Annotated in this window: 19 protein-coding genes; all 19 read right to left on the reverse strand. The window is 30.9% G+C overall.

The annotated features are described in order from the left end of the window. Window positions 1-123 precede the first annotated feature (123 nt). A complete protein-coding gene (locus tag QWY78_RS09545; protein ID WP_116097832.1) occupies window positions 124-972 on the reverse strand; it encodes a DUF72 domain-containing protein in 849 nt (282 codons plus the stop codon). Then, complete coding sequence (locus QWY78_RS09550) at window positions 969-1,385, reverse strand: nuclear transport factor 2 family protein (RefSeq protein WP_116097830.1); 417 nt, start codon at window positions 1,383-1,385, stop codon at window positions 969-971. The genes QWY78_RS09545 and QWY78_RS09550 overlap by 4 nt, the downstream gene beginning before the upstream one ends. Before the next feature lie 9 nt (window positions 1,386-1,394). Then, window positions 1,395-2,219 (reverse strand): hypothetical protein, encoded by an 825-nt coding sequence (locus tag QWY78_RS09555; protein WP_116097828.1) that lies wholly within the window; start codon window positions 2,217-2,219, stop codon window positions 1,395-1,397. 69 nt (window positions 2,220-2,288) lie between these two features. Then, entirely contained in the window at window positions 2,289-2,780 is a 492-nt protein-coding gene (gene msrA, locus QWY78_RS09560; RefSeq protein WP_070562233.1) for a peptide-methionine (S)-S-oxide reductase MsrA, read from the reverse strand. 126 nt (window positions 2,781-2,906) lie between these two features. Next, complete coding sequence (locus QWY78_RS09565; RefSeq protein ID WP_070562230.1) at window positions 2,907-4,271, reverse strand: mercuric reductase; 1,365 nt, start codon at window positions 4,269-4,271, stop codon at window positions 2,907-2,909. Window positions 4,272-4,284: 13 nt separating this feature from the next. After that, a complete protein-coding gene (locus QWY78_RS09570) occupies window positions 4,285-5,739 on the reverse strand; it encodes an aldo/keto reductase (protein WP_083295810.1) in 1,455 nt (484 codons plus the stop codon). A gap of 94 nt (window positions 5,740-5,833) precedes the next feature. Next, a complete protein-coding gene (locus QWY78_RS09580; protein WP_070562228.1) occupies window positions 5,834-6,295 on the reverse strand; it encodes a carboxymuconolactone decarboxylase family protein in 462 nt (153 codons plus the stop codon). Window positions 6,296-6,314: 19 nt separating this feature from the next. Then, window positions 6,315-7,538, reverse strand: a complete 1,224-nt coding sequence (locus tag QWY78_RS09585; protein WP_290219241.1) for a bifunctional alpha/beta hydrolase/OsmC family protein — start codon at window positions 7,536-7,538, stop codon at window positions 6,315-6,317. A gap of 9 nt (window positions 7,539-7,547) precedes the next feature. Beyond that, entirely contained in the window at window positions 7,548-8,003 is a 456-nt protein-coding gene (locus tag QWY78_RS09590) for a putative signal transducing protein (RefSeq protein ID WP_290219243.1), read from the reverse strand. A gap of 6 nt (window positions 8,004-8,009) precedes the next feature. Continuing rightward, window positions 8,010-9,167 carry an ergothioneine biosynthesis protein EgtB gene (gene egtB, locus QWY78_RS09595; protein ID WP_123904573.1) on the reverse strand — a complete coding sequence of 386 codons (1,158 nt, stop codon included), beginning with the start codon at window positions 9,165-9,167 and terminating at the stop codon, window positions 8,010-8,012. 109 nt (window positions 9,168-9,276) lie between these two features. Then, complete coding sequence (locus QWY78_RS09600; protein WP_083295809.1) at window positions 9,277-9,879, reverse strand: uracil-DNA glycosylase family protein; 603 nt, start codon at window positions 9,877-9,879, stop codon at window positions 9,277-9,279. Beyond that, window positions 9,872-10,492, reverse strand: coding sequence for a hypothetical protein (locus tag QWY78_RS09605; protein ID WP_070562218.1), 621 nt, complete (start codon window positions 10,490-10,492; stop codon window positions 9,872-9,874). Before QWY78_RS09605 ends, QWY78_RS09600 begins: the two co-directional genes overlap by 8 nt. 16 nt (window positions 10,493-10,508) lie before the next feature. Further along, on the reverse strand, window positions 10,509-10,790 hold the full coding sequence (locus QWY78_RS09610) for a DUF427 domain-containing protein (RefSeq protein ID WP_217493512.1): 282 nt from the start codon (window positions 10,788-10,790) through the stop codon (window positions 10,509-10,511). 2 nt (window positions 10,791-10,792) lie between these two features. Then, entirely contained in the window at window positions 10,793-11,239 is a 447-nt protein-coding gene (locus QWY78_RS09615) for a hypothetical protein (RefSeq protein ID WP_070562212.1), read from the reverse strand. Window positions 11,240-11,255: 16 nt separating this feature from the next. After that, window positions 11,256-11,978, reverse strand: coding sequence for a hypothetical protein (locus QWY78_RS09620; protein WP_070562209.1), 723 nt, complete (start codon window positions 11,976-11,978; stop codon window positions 11,256-11,258). A 3-nt stretch (window positions 11,979-11,981) separates the two neighbouring features. Beyond that, window positions 11,982-12,275, reverse strand: a complete 294-nt coding sequence (locus QWY78_RS09625) for an antibiotic biosynthesis monooxygenase family protein (protein ID WP_070562206.1) — start codon at window positions 12,273-12,275, stop codon at window positions 11,982-11,984. A gap of 24 nt (window positions 12,276-12,299) precedes the next feature. Beyond that, the gene (locus tag QWY78_RS09630; protein ID WP_070562204.1) at window positions 12,300-13,271 is read right to left on the reverse strand and encodes a bifunctional methionine sulfoxide reductase B/A protein; all 972 of its coding nucleotides are present in this window, start codon (window positions 13,269-13,271) and stop codon (window positions 12,300-12,302) included. An 11-nt stretch (window positions 13,272-13,282) separates the two neighbouring features. After that, window positions 13,283-13,558 carry a hypothetical protein gene (locus QWY78_RS09635; protein WP_070562201.1) on the reverse strand — a complete coding sequence of 92 codons (276 nt, stop codon included), beginning with the start codon at window positions 13,556-13,558 and terminating at the stop codon, window positions 13,283-13,285. Between the two features lie 12 nt (window positions 13,559-13,570). Continuing rightward, window positions 13,571-14,023: a TlpA family protein disulfide reductase gene (locus QWY78_RS09640; protein WP_070562198.1), complete on the reverse strand. Its 453-nt coding sequence runs from the start codon at window positions 14,021-14,023 to the stop codon at window positions 13,571-13,573. Between the last annotated feature and the right edge of the window lie 1,066 nt (window positions 14,024-15,089).

The following is a 15,089-nucleotide window of genomic DNA, read 5'->3' on the forward strand; positions in this document are numbered from 1 at the left end:
AGGCCAACGAGTTTCCCACATTCCAACAAAATTTTAACAATGACAACAATAAATTATTAACAAAAAACTCTACTTTTGAGTGTGCCTAAGATGGGTGAGATTACATATTCAAATGACATAGTTTTACTTTATTTGTGTTTGATAATAACTTAATTGTTGACTAAAGTAATTAGCAAGTCGGGGAGATTCCATTTCCTCGTTTTGATGTACAAAAAATGCAATTTCTGATACACCATCATCAATCCATTTAGAAATTCTCTTTGCCCAATCATCTATCCTCTCATAATCGCTTTTATGGTTTGCACCAATAAAGCGAATAAATGGTTTCGAATTGCTCAAACGCATGTGAAGCAAATCGCGCCTTCCTGCCGAGTCTGTAAAAATAATACTGATATCTTTTTTTTCACAAAGATCAAAAATCCTTTCATGATTATCTTTGTCTGTGTACCAAGTGGCATTCCTAAACTCTATAGCTAAGGGTAAATCTATTGGCCAATTTTCAATAAAAGACTTAAGCAAATCGAATTTTGCTGTGGTAAAATCTTCTCTTAATTGCAAGAATATAGTACCTAATTTATTTTCTAAAGCGGCAACAGATAGTAGAAAATTGTTTATATAATCCTCTACATTATTCAGCCTTCTAAAATGCGATATTCCCTGATAAATTTTAGGAAAGAATTTAAAATTTTTTTCTGTACGATCATACCATTTTTTATACTGTTCAGGTTCATAATTTTTATAAAAGCTAGCATTTAGTTCTATACTATTAAACTGGGTAGAATAGTATGCTAATTCATCCTTAGTCCCTTTAGGATAAAAATTGTGGAGGTAATTCTTTCCCCAATGCCCACAGCCTACATTTGTTGAATATAAAGAATTTAATACATTACTTAGTACTCTTTTAGTAGAGGGAACATCATTTGGTAGGCTAAAATCTATAGCACTAATATCTTCTGCCTTACCAAATCTCATTTGAATTTTCTATCCGCCTTTTCAATCTCAAGGTCATTTATAGAAGCAAATCTTTTTTGCATTAGACCATCTTCATTAAACTCCCAATTTTCGTTTCCGTATGCTCTAAACCATTTTCCATCTTTGTTGCGGTATTCGTATTCAAATCTTACCGCAATTCTATTGTCTGTATGAGCCCAATATTCTTTTTTTAATTTATAGTCTAGTTCATTTTCCCATTTGTTTTTGAGGAACACTTGGATTTCTTCTCTGCCATTTACAAATTCGTTTCTATTACGCCACTCGCTATGCTTGGTATAAGCCATAGAAACTTTTACTGGGTCTTGACTATTCCAACCGTCTTCGGCCATTTGAATTTTTTGTTTTGCCGTTTCCAATGTGAATGGAGGCAAAGGATGTTTTACTTCTTTCATTTTTTTATTTTAAATATTTATTGAAATTTTCGATGTTAAATCTTGAAACACTATGGTGTCTGCAATAGAAAACAATAACATTCCTGTCAAAAACAATGGTTCATATTTTGGATTTTGCCAAAGTTTACTGCTGATATCTAACATTAGCTTATTCATTTCATAATATGCATTTTTTTCGCTAATGTAATTATTGTTATCTCTACTTTTTATATACTGCCTTGTATCTAAGTCCGACAATGAATTGGGTTTATACTTTTCTACATTTTTCAACCGAATTAGCACATCGATATCAAAAGCTGTTAGTTTTGAATTTCTCCCTTGAGGCATTGGTAAAAACTTATTACCCGCATTTTGAGATAATATTATCCAATTTAACGCATAGGCAACTCTGGAATCGTATATGGCATTTTTTTCAGGATACAAATAGGCTCCCACTTTGGAACTGCTTGAGATGGCTTTAAAAGGTGGTTTCTCTGAACCGATAAAATTGTTTACTAATGGTTCTATATTTTCATCATTCAATCCGATTACTCCGCCCCAATCTTTGATAACCCATTGGACTAATTTTTTAAAGTAGACTGGATTATTAGTTCTAGTGCTTCGCATTGCTTCGCCGACTTTATTTTTGACTTCTAAAGTGCGAATAAATGGAGTTTGGTTATCAAGCTCAGTAAGTTCTTCTGGTGTTAGAATATTTAATTCTACCAATTTTTTAAAACTTGCATCCCAGGCATATAGTTGCTCCAGATTATCTTTGTAAAGGGATAAATATGAAACGATTTTTTCTATATTAAAAATTTGGGGTTGTTGAATGTTAGATATAGTTCTTTCCATTTCACGTAAAATGTTTATAAAGTTTACAGTTGAACATTGCAAAATATTTAACTTACAAAAGTTTACGGATTAAAGAAAAGTCTCAAACCTTTCAAAATGGCAAGTATAACCGTTTGGGTGTTTTACAAGATAATCTTGATGATGTTCTTCTGCAGGCCAAGCTTTTGTAAATGGTTCTAATGTAGTTACAACTTTCCCGTTCCATTTATTCGATTTGTTAACAATATCAATTACCTCCAGTGCGGTGTTCTTTTCTTCTTCATTTTGATAGAATATTGCAGACCGATAACTACTACCAATGTCATTCCCTTGTCTGTCTATTGTTGTTGGGTTGTGAATTCTAAAAAAATAATCTAATATTTCTTTAAACGAAGTTTCAGTAGTATCGTATGTTAACTCTATACCTTCAGCATGGCCTGGATGAAAAGCATAAGTTGGATGTTCATTTGTACCACCCAAATAAATTACCTCTGTGTCTTTTATACCTGGTCTTTTTCTAAATAAATCTTCCATTCCCCAGAAACATCCACCCGCTATATATGCTTTTTTTAATGTACTCATGTCTTATTTTTATTTAATAATCTATTGTTCAAAGGTATACTTATTTTGTGTTTAGCACTTTGTTTATTTTACATGTATTCTTGTAAGTAATTCCCTTTTATAAAAATGTTTACCCCTTCCTATCAATTAATTTAATGGTTTTAGTTTTTCTAACATCGTAGGGATAAGCTCACTAACTGTAGGATGAATGTGAACTCCATCTCTAAAAACTGTGTAGGGTTGTTTTGCATACATTAAATTTGTAATCCCATTTATTAATTCATCACCGCCAACACCAAAAACACAAGCGCCTAAAAACTGATTGTTTTCAGCATTTATTATAGCCTCCATAAAACCAAAAGTTTCTCCTTTTTCCTTTGCTCTTCCAACTTTATCCATAGGCCTATGAGCTACTAGAATTTTATGACCATTACTAATAGCTTCTGTTTTTGTCATCCCAACTCTTCCTAGAGGAGGGTCTATAAACAACCCGTAGGTTGTTATTCTATCGCTAATTTTACGATTTTTTTCTCCAAAAAGTTGATTTTCAACAATTTGATAATCATTGTATGAAGTATGCGTAAATGCGCCTTTCCCGTTACAGTCTCCCATTGCATAAATACCTTCAACATTGGTTTGGCAATATTCATTTACATTAATAAATCCTCTATTGTTCTTTTCAATCGAAGTGTTTTCAAGTCCTAGTAAATCTGTATTAGGAACTCTTCCTATAGCTAACAACAAATGCGTACCAGTTACATTATCCCCATCTTTTGTTGTTGTAACGGTTATGGTATTATCATCATTCTTATATGCTTTAATAGTATCTGCATTAAAAATCATATCAATTTTTTCAGCATCAAATATTTCTTTAACAGTTTGGCTAACATTTTCGTCTTCTCTTCCAATTAACCTCGATCCCCTTTCTATTATGGTGACTTTACTACCAAATCTGCGAAACATTTGCCCAAACTCAAGCCCTATATAACTCCCTCCAATAATAATTAAGTGTTTAGGTATTTCTTTTACTTCTAATAACTCAACATTTGTATAATGAGGAACCTGTTGATATTCTTCTGGGACTAATGATCTTCCACCTACATTTATAAATATTTTTTTTGAAGTAATAGTTTCGTTGTTGATTTCGACTACATAATCGCTAGTAAATTTGGCTTCACCTCTAAATAGAACAATGTTTTCATTGCTTTGAATACCATCCTCAATACCATTTCTAGAAATATCTATTAGGTTTTCTTTTCTTTGATTTACTTTTCTTAAATTTGTTTTTGTACCAACAGGGATTTCAATTCCAAATTTTTCCCCATGTTGAACGTCCCATGCTCTGCGAGCACTTGCTATGTAAGTTTTAGTTGGAATACAGCCATAATTTAGGCAAGTACCTCCAATTTTACTTTTTTCAATAAGTGCTACCTTTCCTTTTTTAGAAAGAGAAAATGCTAACGGAGTTCCTGCTTGTCCAGAACCTATAATAATAAAGTCGAATGTTTTCATATTAGTAATTTTTTTAATTCCATTTTAGTTTTTTTCTTTCTTCCCAATAATAGGAAGGATTAATTGCAAAAGATTTTAATTTTTCAAGTTCGATATTTTCTAACTCAAACTCGTTTGCTTTTAAGTTTTGTTGTAAATGGGCTAAATTATTTGCACCACTTAAAACTGTACTTCCTTTAAAACAATCCATACAAAATCTAATTGCAATAGCATCAATTGTTACTTTATATTTTGTGGCTAATTTTACAGTTTCATTTTGCAATGCACTATAATTTAGGTATTGATTTGAAAGTATTCTACCGTTTGCCAAAGCTTCTTTTATAATGATTTTTTTATCTTTGATCTTATCTTTAATTTCTAATAAACTTTGATCTAAAACATTAAATGTTACTTGAAATGAAGTAAAAAGCGGTTCGTCGTTTATTTTTATATTTAATGCTTTTTTAATTACTTCAATTTGTTTACTTCCACTAGTTGATAAGCCAATTTCTATATTATTTTCTTTTTTAATTAGGTATAATTTTTTTAAAACTTCAGTACTTTCCAACACTTCGCTTTCTTGAGTTACAGAATGTATTTGATACAATTTTAAATTAGGGAGTAACTGTTTAGATTTTTCCCATTGCTGATTTAATTTTTCTAAAGAATGGTTTTTATCTTCGTGAATTGTAGCATTAAAATCAAAATTTGCAATATAGGTGTATCCCCATTTTGTAGAAATACTAACCTCATTAGCATTTTTTTCTTTAATTAATTCAATTAAAATATCTTCTGCAATGCCATAGCCAGGAGAAGAATCGAAATATTTTACTCCTAAAGACATGGCTTCTTTTAAAAAATCCAATCCTTGCTGCTTATAGTGCTCTAAATCAAATTTTTCCGAAGAGTCAACCTTGTTTTCATTTATGTTAATATAAATAGGTCTACCAATAGCCGCTGTTCCTAAACCAATTTTAGATGTTTTCAAATGTTGTAATTTTGTATGATTTACCGATTTAGAAAATTTTTCTATTACCAATTTCAATTTAGGGTTAATATAATTTTCGCAAAAAGGCTTTTCTGGATTGGAATGATAATAATTTAATTGGTCTTCAATATTCAATTTGAAAGCTACATAAGGAAGCACCTGTGTAATTATGGTATCATTGAAATCTTTTTGCAATAGCTGTAAAGTAGTAATCGCAGTGTTTTTTTGTGCTTCATCAAAATAATACAGCGCAGAACGATATTTTCCTCTCATGGAATGCATTGCAGTACAACTGTGCGTATGCAAATGAATTTCAATAAGTGCCTCAAGTGTTATTAAATTAGTATCAAAAGTAATTACTACTGCTTCAGAAAATGTGGTGGCTTCCCCATCAGAATGTATCCAACCTTGCAGCACTTCTTCAACACCTATCAACGATTGAAAAATTGCTTCTGTACACCAATGACAACTTCCTCCAATGCCAATTTTTTCTTTACCCATTATTATATTCTTGTTCTTTTTTTGATTTTTTTTGATTTATTTTCTTCCATTTTTAACATCAAAACATTGTCTTGCTAACAAGCGTTTTTTACTATTATTTTAATGTTGGTATTTGTCCTTGGGCTAATTTAATTCTTGTCCATAAATTCATATTTATGGTTATATAGGCAATTTCTGCGATTTCTTCTTCTGTAAAAAAAACTGTAAGCTTTAGATGAAATTCATTAAAATTAGAACTTGTTCCTTCATTCAGCACATCGGTATATTCTAATGCTGCTTTTTCTTTTTCAGAAAACAATTCTGAGTGCCAATAACTTCCTAAATTATCAATTTTTGCTTGTAGAATATTCAATTTTCTCGCTGTTTCCTGATGTAGAATGCCACAATAACTACATTTGTTTACCGTTGCCACTCTAAGCCTAATGAGTTGTGCTAGCTCTTTATCTAATTTCAAATCTGCGGTATAGCCATAGGCTTTTGCCATAGCGACAGCAGCAGTCATGAATTCAGAATTAGAAGGGTCAAAATTGGTATTTATAAATTTAATACTCTCCATAGCAAAATTTCCTTAATTGTTAAATTAGTTCGGTTTCAAAATACACTTTGTTTGCCACTGTTTTATGCACAGGACATTTTGAGGCGATTTCTTTTAACTTGTTTCTTTGTTCATCAGTAAGATTCCCAATTAGTTTTATCTTTTTAAATATATGGTCCAATTGTCCCATATCTTCAATATTCACATTTAATTCTGAAGAATGTCTTTTAGAATAGCTTAAATATACGAAAACCTCTTTTAAATCCCATTGTTTTCTTTGTGCATATAATTTTAATGTTAAAACAGTACAAGAGCCAATAGCCGCATTTAGAAGCTCATATGGAGATAATCCAAGATCATCGCCTCCAAAATCTTTTGGTTCATCTCCAAGTATGTGATGTGTTTTTGTGTAAATATGGTTAGTAAAAGGCACCATAGTTTCATGATAGACTAGTACTTGTTCTCCAATTGTGTCTTTCAGATCCTCCGAAGGTTTCTCTTTAATTTCTACATACCTTTTTACCCAGCTTCCTATAATTTGAGTCACATAGAAAGCGTCTTCTTTTTTACTAATCAAATGATCTGCTCCGTTTAAACTAATAAAACTTTTTGGATGTATCGCTTTATGATATAGGGAAGCTGCATTTTCTATTCCTACAATTAAATCGTGAGGAGAGTGCATTATTAATATTGGTTTTCTCAATTTTTTCACTTCTTCTTCTAAAGTGTACTTTTCCAAATCATCAAGAAACTGTTTTTTTATTTTAAAAGGTCTACCGCCTATAGATAGTGTAGCTTCTCCTTTATTTAAAATAGTATCTTCTAGATTTCCAAAATGTTTTGTAACATGTTTCACAAAAGAAGGTGCAGCTATGGAAACTAATGCTTCAATATTTGGTAATTTATTAGCACTTATTATGGCAGCTGCTCCACCTAAGGAATGACCAATTAAAATGGATGGAGCGACATAATTTTTGGTTAAAAAAGTATTAACATCTATAATATCTGAAATATTATTAGAAAAAGAGGTTTCGCTAAAATCGCCATCACTATGTCCTAATCCAGTAAAATCGAAATTAAGTACGCTTATCCCTAAATTGGTTAACTCGCTAGAAATGTTTTTAACCACGGCTAAACTTGAAGAACAGGTAAAACAATGTGCAAAAATTGCAATTGTATTAATTTCTCCATTTAAAGGCGTTATTAATTGAGCAGATAATAATGCTTCATCTTTGTTTTTTATTTTCAGATTTATTTTCTTCATTTTATATATTTAAAAAATATAATATCCTTTAATATTAAATTCTGGAGAATTTACTGCTCTTATTGTTTCACTTATTCCTTCTGTAAGGAACATCATTTCTTTTTCTATAACAAAAGAGTTTATTAAATAGGAAGTGTCAGTATTTGAACAATATAGGCAATTGTCGTCTAATGTTAAATTTAAAACGTACCCTTCCTCTTCTAATTTGCCAATGAATTCCTCTTTCCCTATCTCCATAGTAACATGTAGTTTTCCGCTTTTATAATGGTTTATTACTTCTGTTGCTTTTTCATAATCTTCATCTTGTATTTTTAATACTAATGCTCTAAATCCTCCAGAAGTAATTGCAACAGGTTCAATACTTGCCATCATTTCATTTTCTAGGATGGTTTCAATATTTTCGTTTTCAAGAATATTTTTAATATTCATTACTTCATAATATTCGCCACTATATAAGGTTTTCATAATTATTTATTTTTTTATTAGTCTAATTCCACTATACTGCCATCTCATATTAGGATGGAAAAAGTTTCTATAGGTTTTCCGGCTATGTTCTTTAGGCGTCGCAACAGATGCACCTCTCATTACCATAGTGTTTATCATAAACTTCCCATTATACTCACCTAAAGCACCTTCAATTTTATTAAAATTAGGATAAGGTAAATATGCACTATTTGTCCATTCCCAAAGTGTTCCCCAATTAAGATGCTCAGAAGCTATTTCCCATTCGAATTCGGTTGGCAAGCGCATTTCCATATATTCCGCATAGGCAAAAGCTTCATAAAAACTGATATGCTTTGCAGGTTCATTGAGCGGAATTTTTTCTAACCCATTCTTGTCATAATGATACCATTCTCCATCAATTTTGTGCCAGTACAGCGGAGCTGTTATCCCGTTATTATTAATCCAATGCCACCCATCATCATGCCATAGATTAAAATTCTGATACCCTCCATTTTCAATAAATGCGATATAGGACTCGTTGGTAACCAGTTGGTTTGCAATTTCAAAAGTGTTTAAATAGACCTTGTGAACACCGAGCTCATTATCGAAACAAAAAGATTGCTCTTGATGTCCTATAGTATATATTCCCTCTACAATTCTTATGAAATTTGGCTCAACCTTATCTTCAACCGTGCCGACAATGCTGGAAACGATAGGGAAAGTGGGTTGATGTCCTAAAATATATTTAATATCATAGACAAACAATTCTTGATGTTGTTCTTCATGATTGATTCCTACAGCGATAATGTCTAAGATTTCTTTTTCCAAATCACGCTCTAAAAATGTTTCCATTGCCTTAGTAACATAGTCTCTATAAGTATAAACGTCTTCAACTGGAGGTCTTGTCATTACTCCTCGTAAGGGACGTAAAACTCTTTCTCCAACATTGTTATAATAACTATTGAACAAATAAGAGAAATCATCATTAAACACTTTGTAATCTGCTACATACTTTGTTAACACAAAGGCTTCCCAAAACCAAGTGGTATGGGCCAAATGCCATTTGGGTGGCGAAACAAAATCAATAGGTTGTACAGAATAATCTTCAATTAACAATGGAGCGCATAATTTTTCAAAATTGGCTCTCACCGCTATAAATTTCTTTCGTAAGTGTAAAATATTCATGTATTTGTATATAGTTTTATTTTGATCTATAGCTAATTATTTGTTTTCATTAGTGTTTATTTGCATAATTTAAGGCAAATAATAATAGATTAACCCAGGTTTTAAACATTTAACACATTGAGTTTTGCTCTTCTGTTTCCATTAAAATAGTAGCTACCATTTTTTTTAATTCGGGGGTTATACTTTCCAAAAACCATTTGTTTTTTCCATGCCACCTAAAATTAAGTGGAGAGGGGTGAACTAATGGAAAATATTTGGGTAGAAATTCTTGATAGCTAATGACTGTTTCAGTTAAATTTTTATATGGATTATCTTTTAAATAATACTCTTGAGCATATTTTCCAACAAGAATGATAAGTTCTAGGTTTTTCATCTGCTCCATTATTTTATTGTGCCATTGTGGTGCACATTCTTTTCTTGGTGGCAAGTCTCCAGATTTTCCTTTACCAGGGAAACAAAACCCCATTGGCATAATAGCGAACAATTCTGGATTATAAAACTGTTCCCTCGAGACACCGAGCCACGATCTAAGATTGTCTCCACTTAAATCATCAAAAGGAATTCCTCTATCATGGGCTTTTTGTCCTGGTGCTTGCGCAATAATTAGTAGCTTGCTTTTGCTTGAAAATTGAACAATCGGCCGCGGTCTGTTTGGTAAAAAATTTGCACAAATTATACAATCAGCTATAGTATCCTTTAATTTTTCAATCATTCTTTGTCGCTAGAAACAGTTTAGAATAAACTTCATTTATATCATAATTCTCTGAAAAAATATGCTTTTGTCCAGATATCACCATCAATTCAATATGTTTCACAATGGGAACCAATTTATCATAAGACGTCTTTGCTTCTAAAAGCCAACTAGAGCTATCTTTTTTCCCATTGGCTAATACCACACTCAAGTGCGACCAATTCTCATTCGGAATATTTGCAAATAAACCTCCTGGGAACGCAACTACATACTGGAAAAGCTTTGGCTTGTGAGCCACAATATTAAAAATCGCTCTCCCTCCATTAGAACTTCCCGCAACAACCCAGCTACTTATTGTGCAAAGAAAATAATTCATAATTGCATTAATAAAACCGTCTATTTCATCGGTAGAATAATCTTTAAAATTGCGATCATTATTATTAATAGGAATTATTTGAATATAGTTTTGAAAGTAGGATGTATTAAAATATACATTTGCACTATACATTACAGTTTCAACTGATTGATTTCCTCCAGAAATACCAATAAAAATGGGATATTCATTTTCATCGGAAAAATCTACTGGAAGCCTCACTAATACTTCGAAATCATTTAAGGATATTTTAGTATACATTTAATACAGAATAGAATTACTCAATTATTTTTACACCATTCCAAAATGCAACATAGTCTTTTATTTCTTTTGCTTTATCAGAAGGGTCTGGGTAATACCAAGCAGCATCTTTATTTGTTGTTCCGTTTACTTCTACTATAAAATAAGATGCATATCCTTTCCATGGGCAAGTAGAGTGGGTATTACTTTCTTTAAAAAACTCTTTTTTTAAACTATTTGGTGGAAAATAATGATTCCCCTCGATAACTATTGTTTCATTGCTTTCCGCTATAGTTTCCCCGTTAAATATTGCTTTCATAATTAGTAAATTTCTTCGATTTTAAAATCATTATTATTAAAACTACACACGTCTCCTTTTTTCTTGCCCATCATGCATTGATAAATAGGCGCTTTTGTCGATATACTGATGAAGTTTTTACCCTCAAATGTAAAATTTCCATCAGCAGTTGCAATTACCATATAGTTATCATTTACTTTTATAACGGCTCCTGGTTCAACCACTTGGGAGGGATTAAAATTTAATGCTTCAATTTCTTCAAGATGATGATGGTGATCATGCACCTGTTTGTCTAATTGTTTTCTTAATCTTTCTTCTTGCCTATGATGCGATTGGTCATCTTGGTCAATAACATCATTTCTGTTAAGCATAGTACCTTTTACAAAATCTAATAGCTTTTCTTCTGTATTTTCTATAGTATGCGTTTCGTTTTCAATTAAAAACTTTTTTAATTCTTTTTTGTCTATCATTTTGTATTTTTTAGTATTATAATTCTTTTTTAAGTTCTTGTATTTTATGAAAGATTAAAGGAGGAAAATTCCCATGATAAATTTCGCAAATGGTACACTTTTTTAATGCTAATGGGTCTTCATTTTCAATTTCTTTCGCAGGGAAAATGCTAAAAACCAATTCGTGATAAATTAATGTATTATAAAACTCCTTATCTTCTTTAACTAGCTTTGAAATTTTGTTTTTCTGTAAAATTAATTTAGCACTGTTTATGATGCCCAATATTTCTCTAACTCCGTCAATTTTTAGAATATCATCATCATTATGAATATTAACATTCATATCTTCAATATCTTGAAAAAAATGTTTTATTGCTCTCTTTCCAAAAATTAAACTGCTTCTACCACTAAAATCTTTATCATAGCTAAAGCTTTTGATGTTATTTTGAAAAAAAGAATACAACTCATGTATTTGTTCCAAATCATGTCTTATTAATGACTGCTTATTGTCTTCATTAACTTGATTTTGAATAATAGTATTAGCATCTAATTGTGCTTTTAAAGCAAGGTATATAAGAATAGAACCTAACAATTGAGAAATCGGAGAAGTAATTCCTCCAATAGTATCGCCAACAGGTCCATATTTCCCTAAAAATTCTATATTTAAAAAAGTTACCATGAATGGCAACACAAAAATTAATATGGCTCCTACAATCAATGTCCATTTTGCAGAGCTATTTACAATATTATCAATCTTCATATATTATTTTGTATGTCTTTCAAAAACTTCTCCTACTGAAACGTCATAACTTTCAAAAATTTCTGTTTTCCCACGCTCTTTATATTTTTTATGTTCTGGGTGTTCATCCCAAATAAGAAAAGAATCTTTGTCTTTAAAATAGACAACTAGCATGTTATGACCATTTTCTCCGTTATAGACTTCGTGCCCATCATATCCTTCAATCATTGAAACATGTTTTCTTGCATAACTATACAATCCTTCAAATTCTTCTTGAAATTCTGGATTAACCTTGTATTTAAACGCTGCGACTATCATTCTTTTATTTTTAAACTTAAATTATTACTTCAACTTTTCTTTATATAGCTCTTTGAATTTTCTCAACTTCGGATTAATTACTGCTGCACAATACCTGTTTTGATCTCTATTCTCATTATAATAATTTTGATGGTAGTCTTCAGCAGGGTAAAAGTGTTCAAACATGGCAACTTCTGTAACAATCATATCATCATACGTAGCTTTTAATTCCTTAATCACATTTAGAGCAATTGTTTTTTCTTCTTCATTTCTATAAAAAATTACACTTCTATATTGAGTACCCATATCTGCTCCTTGCTGATTTAGTGTTGTTGGATTGTGGGTAGTGAGATGAATTTTAACCAAATCCTCATAGGATATTTCAGCAGGATTATAGGCAAACTCAATCACTTCTGCATGGCCAGTTATCCCAGAGGAAACTTCTCTATAGGTAGGGTTAGAAATTCTTCCTCCACTATAGCCACTTTCAACTGTAACAACCCCTTTTAAATTCTGAAAAATTGCTTCTGTGCACCAAAAACAACCCCCTCCAAAAGTTGCTTTCCTTTCCATACTTTCTACTTTTTTCAAAGCCAATGCATTCATACAATATCGCAATCCACTAGGCATGGGACCATCTTGAAAAACATGTCCCAAATGTGCATCACAAGTGTTGCAAGTCGTTTCAATTCGATACATCCCATGGCTTCTATCTTTGTAATAAGCAATCACATTATCCTTTATGGGTTGCGTAAAAGAAGGCCAACCTGTTCCGCTATCAAATTTTTCTGCAGAATCAAAAAGTAAAGTTTCACAACAAACGCAAGTATATTTTCCTGCTTCGAAAAAAGTACACAAATCCGAGCTATTAGCTCTTTCTGTTCCTTTTTGCCTAGTAATATAATATTGTTCTTCTGTTAGCAAAGCTTTCCATTCTTCGTCGGTTTTCTCTACTCGTTTATCTGGTGTAAGATTCCCTTTGTTTGCATATTTAATTACATCGAGCCATTTGAGCATAATTCTATAATTTAGCTTTGAAGGTTATATTTTACTTTACATTGATTACAAACAGTTTCTTCATTATCCGTATGAGAATACTTAATACCTCCTAAATACAAATCGGCATAGTTTTGAATCCAACCTCTATTGTTATCAATATTATTAATAGATATGCCATGATTTTTTACCGCTTCATAGAAATTTCCGGAATACTCTTGAAATCCCCAACAATTTGGGCAATAACCTTCTGGAGTTATAACTTCTCCTTTTGTGTACCATGCTTTTATTGACTGAAAAATGTCCATACTTAATTTTATTTATTTAGTTAATTCTTGAATTTTTAAATCTAATCTTAATAAGGCATTGTTAGGGTCTGAACCAAAAATGGAATAATTCAAATTGGTGTTTTCATCAACAAGAATCCAATGAGGTGTTCCGCCTGCATCGTAATTAATAAAGGTTGTATTAAAGTTTTTATCCCTAAAATACGGGAAGTTTATATAAAACTCTGATTTACAATCCACCAGTTGTTCATCTGTGAAATCAACTCCTTCGAAATTAGTGTGAATGCCTAAAACATTAATCTTATCTTTATATTCAATATTTACCCAGTTTGCAAATGGTAATGCTCTACCTTTGCAACCAGGACAACCTAAGTTAAAAAACAATATAAGCAAAGGTTTTCCTCTATAACTTTCTAAAGTAGGAATTTCACTATCACTAATGCTTTCTATACTCCATTCAGATATTTGCCTCCCTAATTCTATCATTATAAATCTATTTTTACAAATTTAAACAATTATTAAAATAATTTGTTGCACATTTTTCCTGTCTTACTGACAATTATCAGGGAAAATGAGGCACATTGAAAAAAGATAAAACGTTCTTTGGTTATGACTTATATAAAAAAATGTTTCTGCTCCCCTTCAAAAATGCTTGTAAAAAATTGCGCAATTTTTAATAAATACAAACATATATTAGGAGAAAAGCATTTTGATGTTTCATAGCCAAAACTTTTTAATCGGATGATTTAACCAAAAGGATTGAAATAGTAAAAAACACTTTGGTTATTCTCCATTTAAATAGTATTTTAATTGTTTTTAACACAAATTTTTTAGTATGTTCAATAAAAAAACAGAGCCCAAGATGCACTAGAACTGGAAAAATGAAAAAGTTTTATTTAATTCTTCTGAAAATAAAAAAAAGGAGACCAAATTTTAATGTAAAAAGAGTCATGAATATGCTTTATGGGAAAATTTTGAAGAGCAAAAATTCTAAAATTAAATTGTTAGCTTTTTAACTATATTGACATTGCTAATAGTTATTTTTACAATAAAAAAGTATTGATAATGTCAATTTAAGATATTGATTCTTAAAAATCATTATAACAATATTGGTTCTTTATTAATTAGATAGTTTATTTTTCCCCTAAAGTTATTTCTGCGTTGTCATGAAGCAAGCCATGTTTTTGATAGCAAAAACCTCCCTTCGGTCGCATGGCTTGGCAGGGTAAAACCCCACACCCCAAATTCGATATACAAATAATAGTAAACCAAAATATTGTTTCATAATCTTTTATTATCTTCAAATTGATTCGTTTTTTTTAAAAAATGATAATGCTTTGATTTTAAGTAAGAAAAACATTAATTCATATAAAACATTATTTCATATAAAGAATTAATTAAAAGAAAAGATTAATTAAAAAAAAGAATTAATTAATGTATTCATTTATATTGTAATCTCACCCATCTTAGGCACACTCAAAAGTAGAGTTTTTTGTTAATAATTTATTGTTGTCATTGTTAAAATTTTGTTGGAATGTGGGAAACTCGTTGG

It is taken from the genome of Kaistella yonginensis (genome assembly GCF_030409525.1).
In the GTDB taxonomy this organism is placed as follows: domain Bacteria; phylum Bacteroidota; class Bacteroidia; order Flavobacteriales; family Weeksellaceae; genus Kaistella; species Kaistella yonginensis.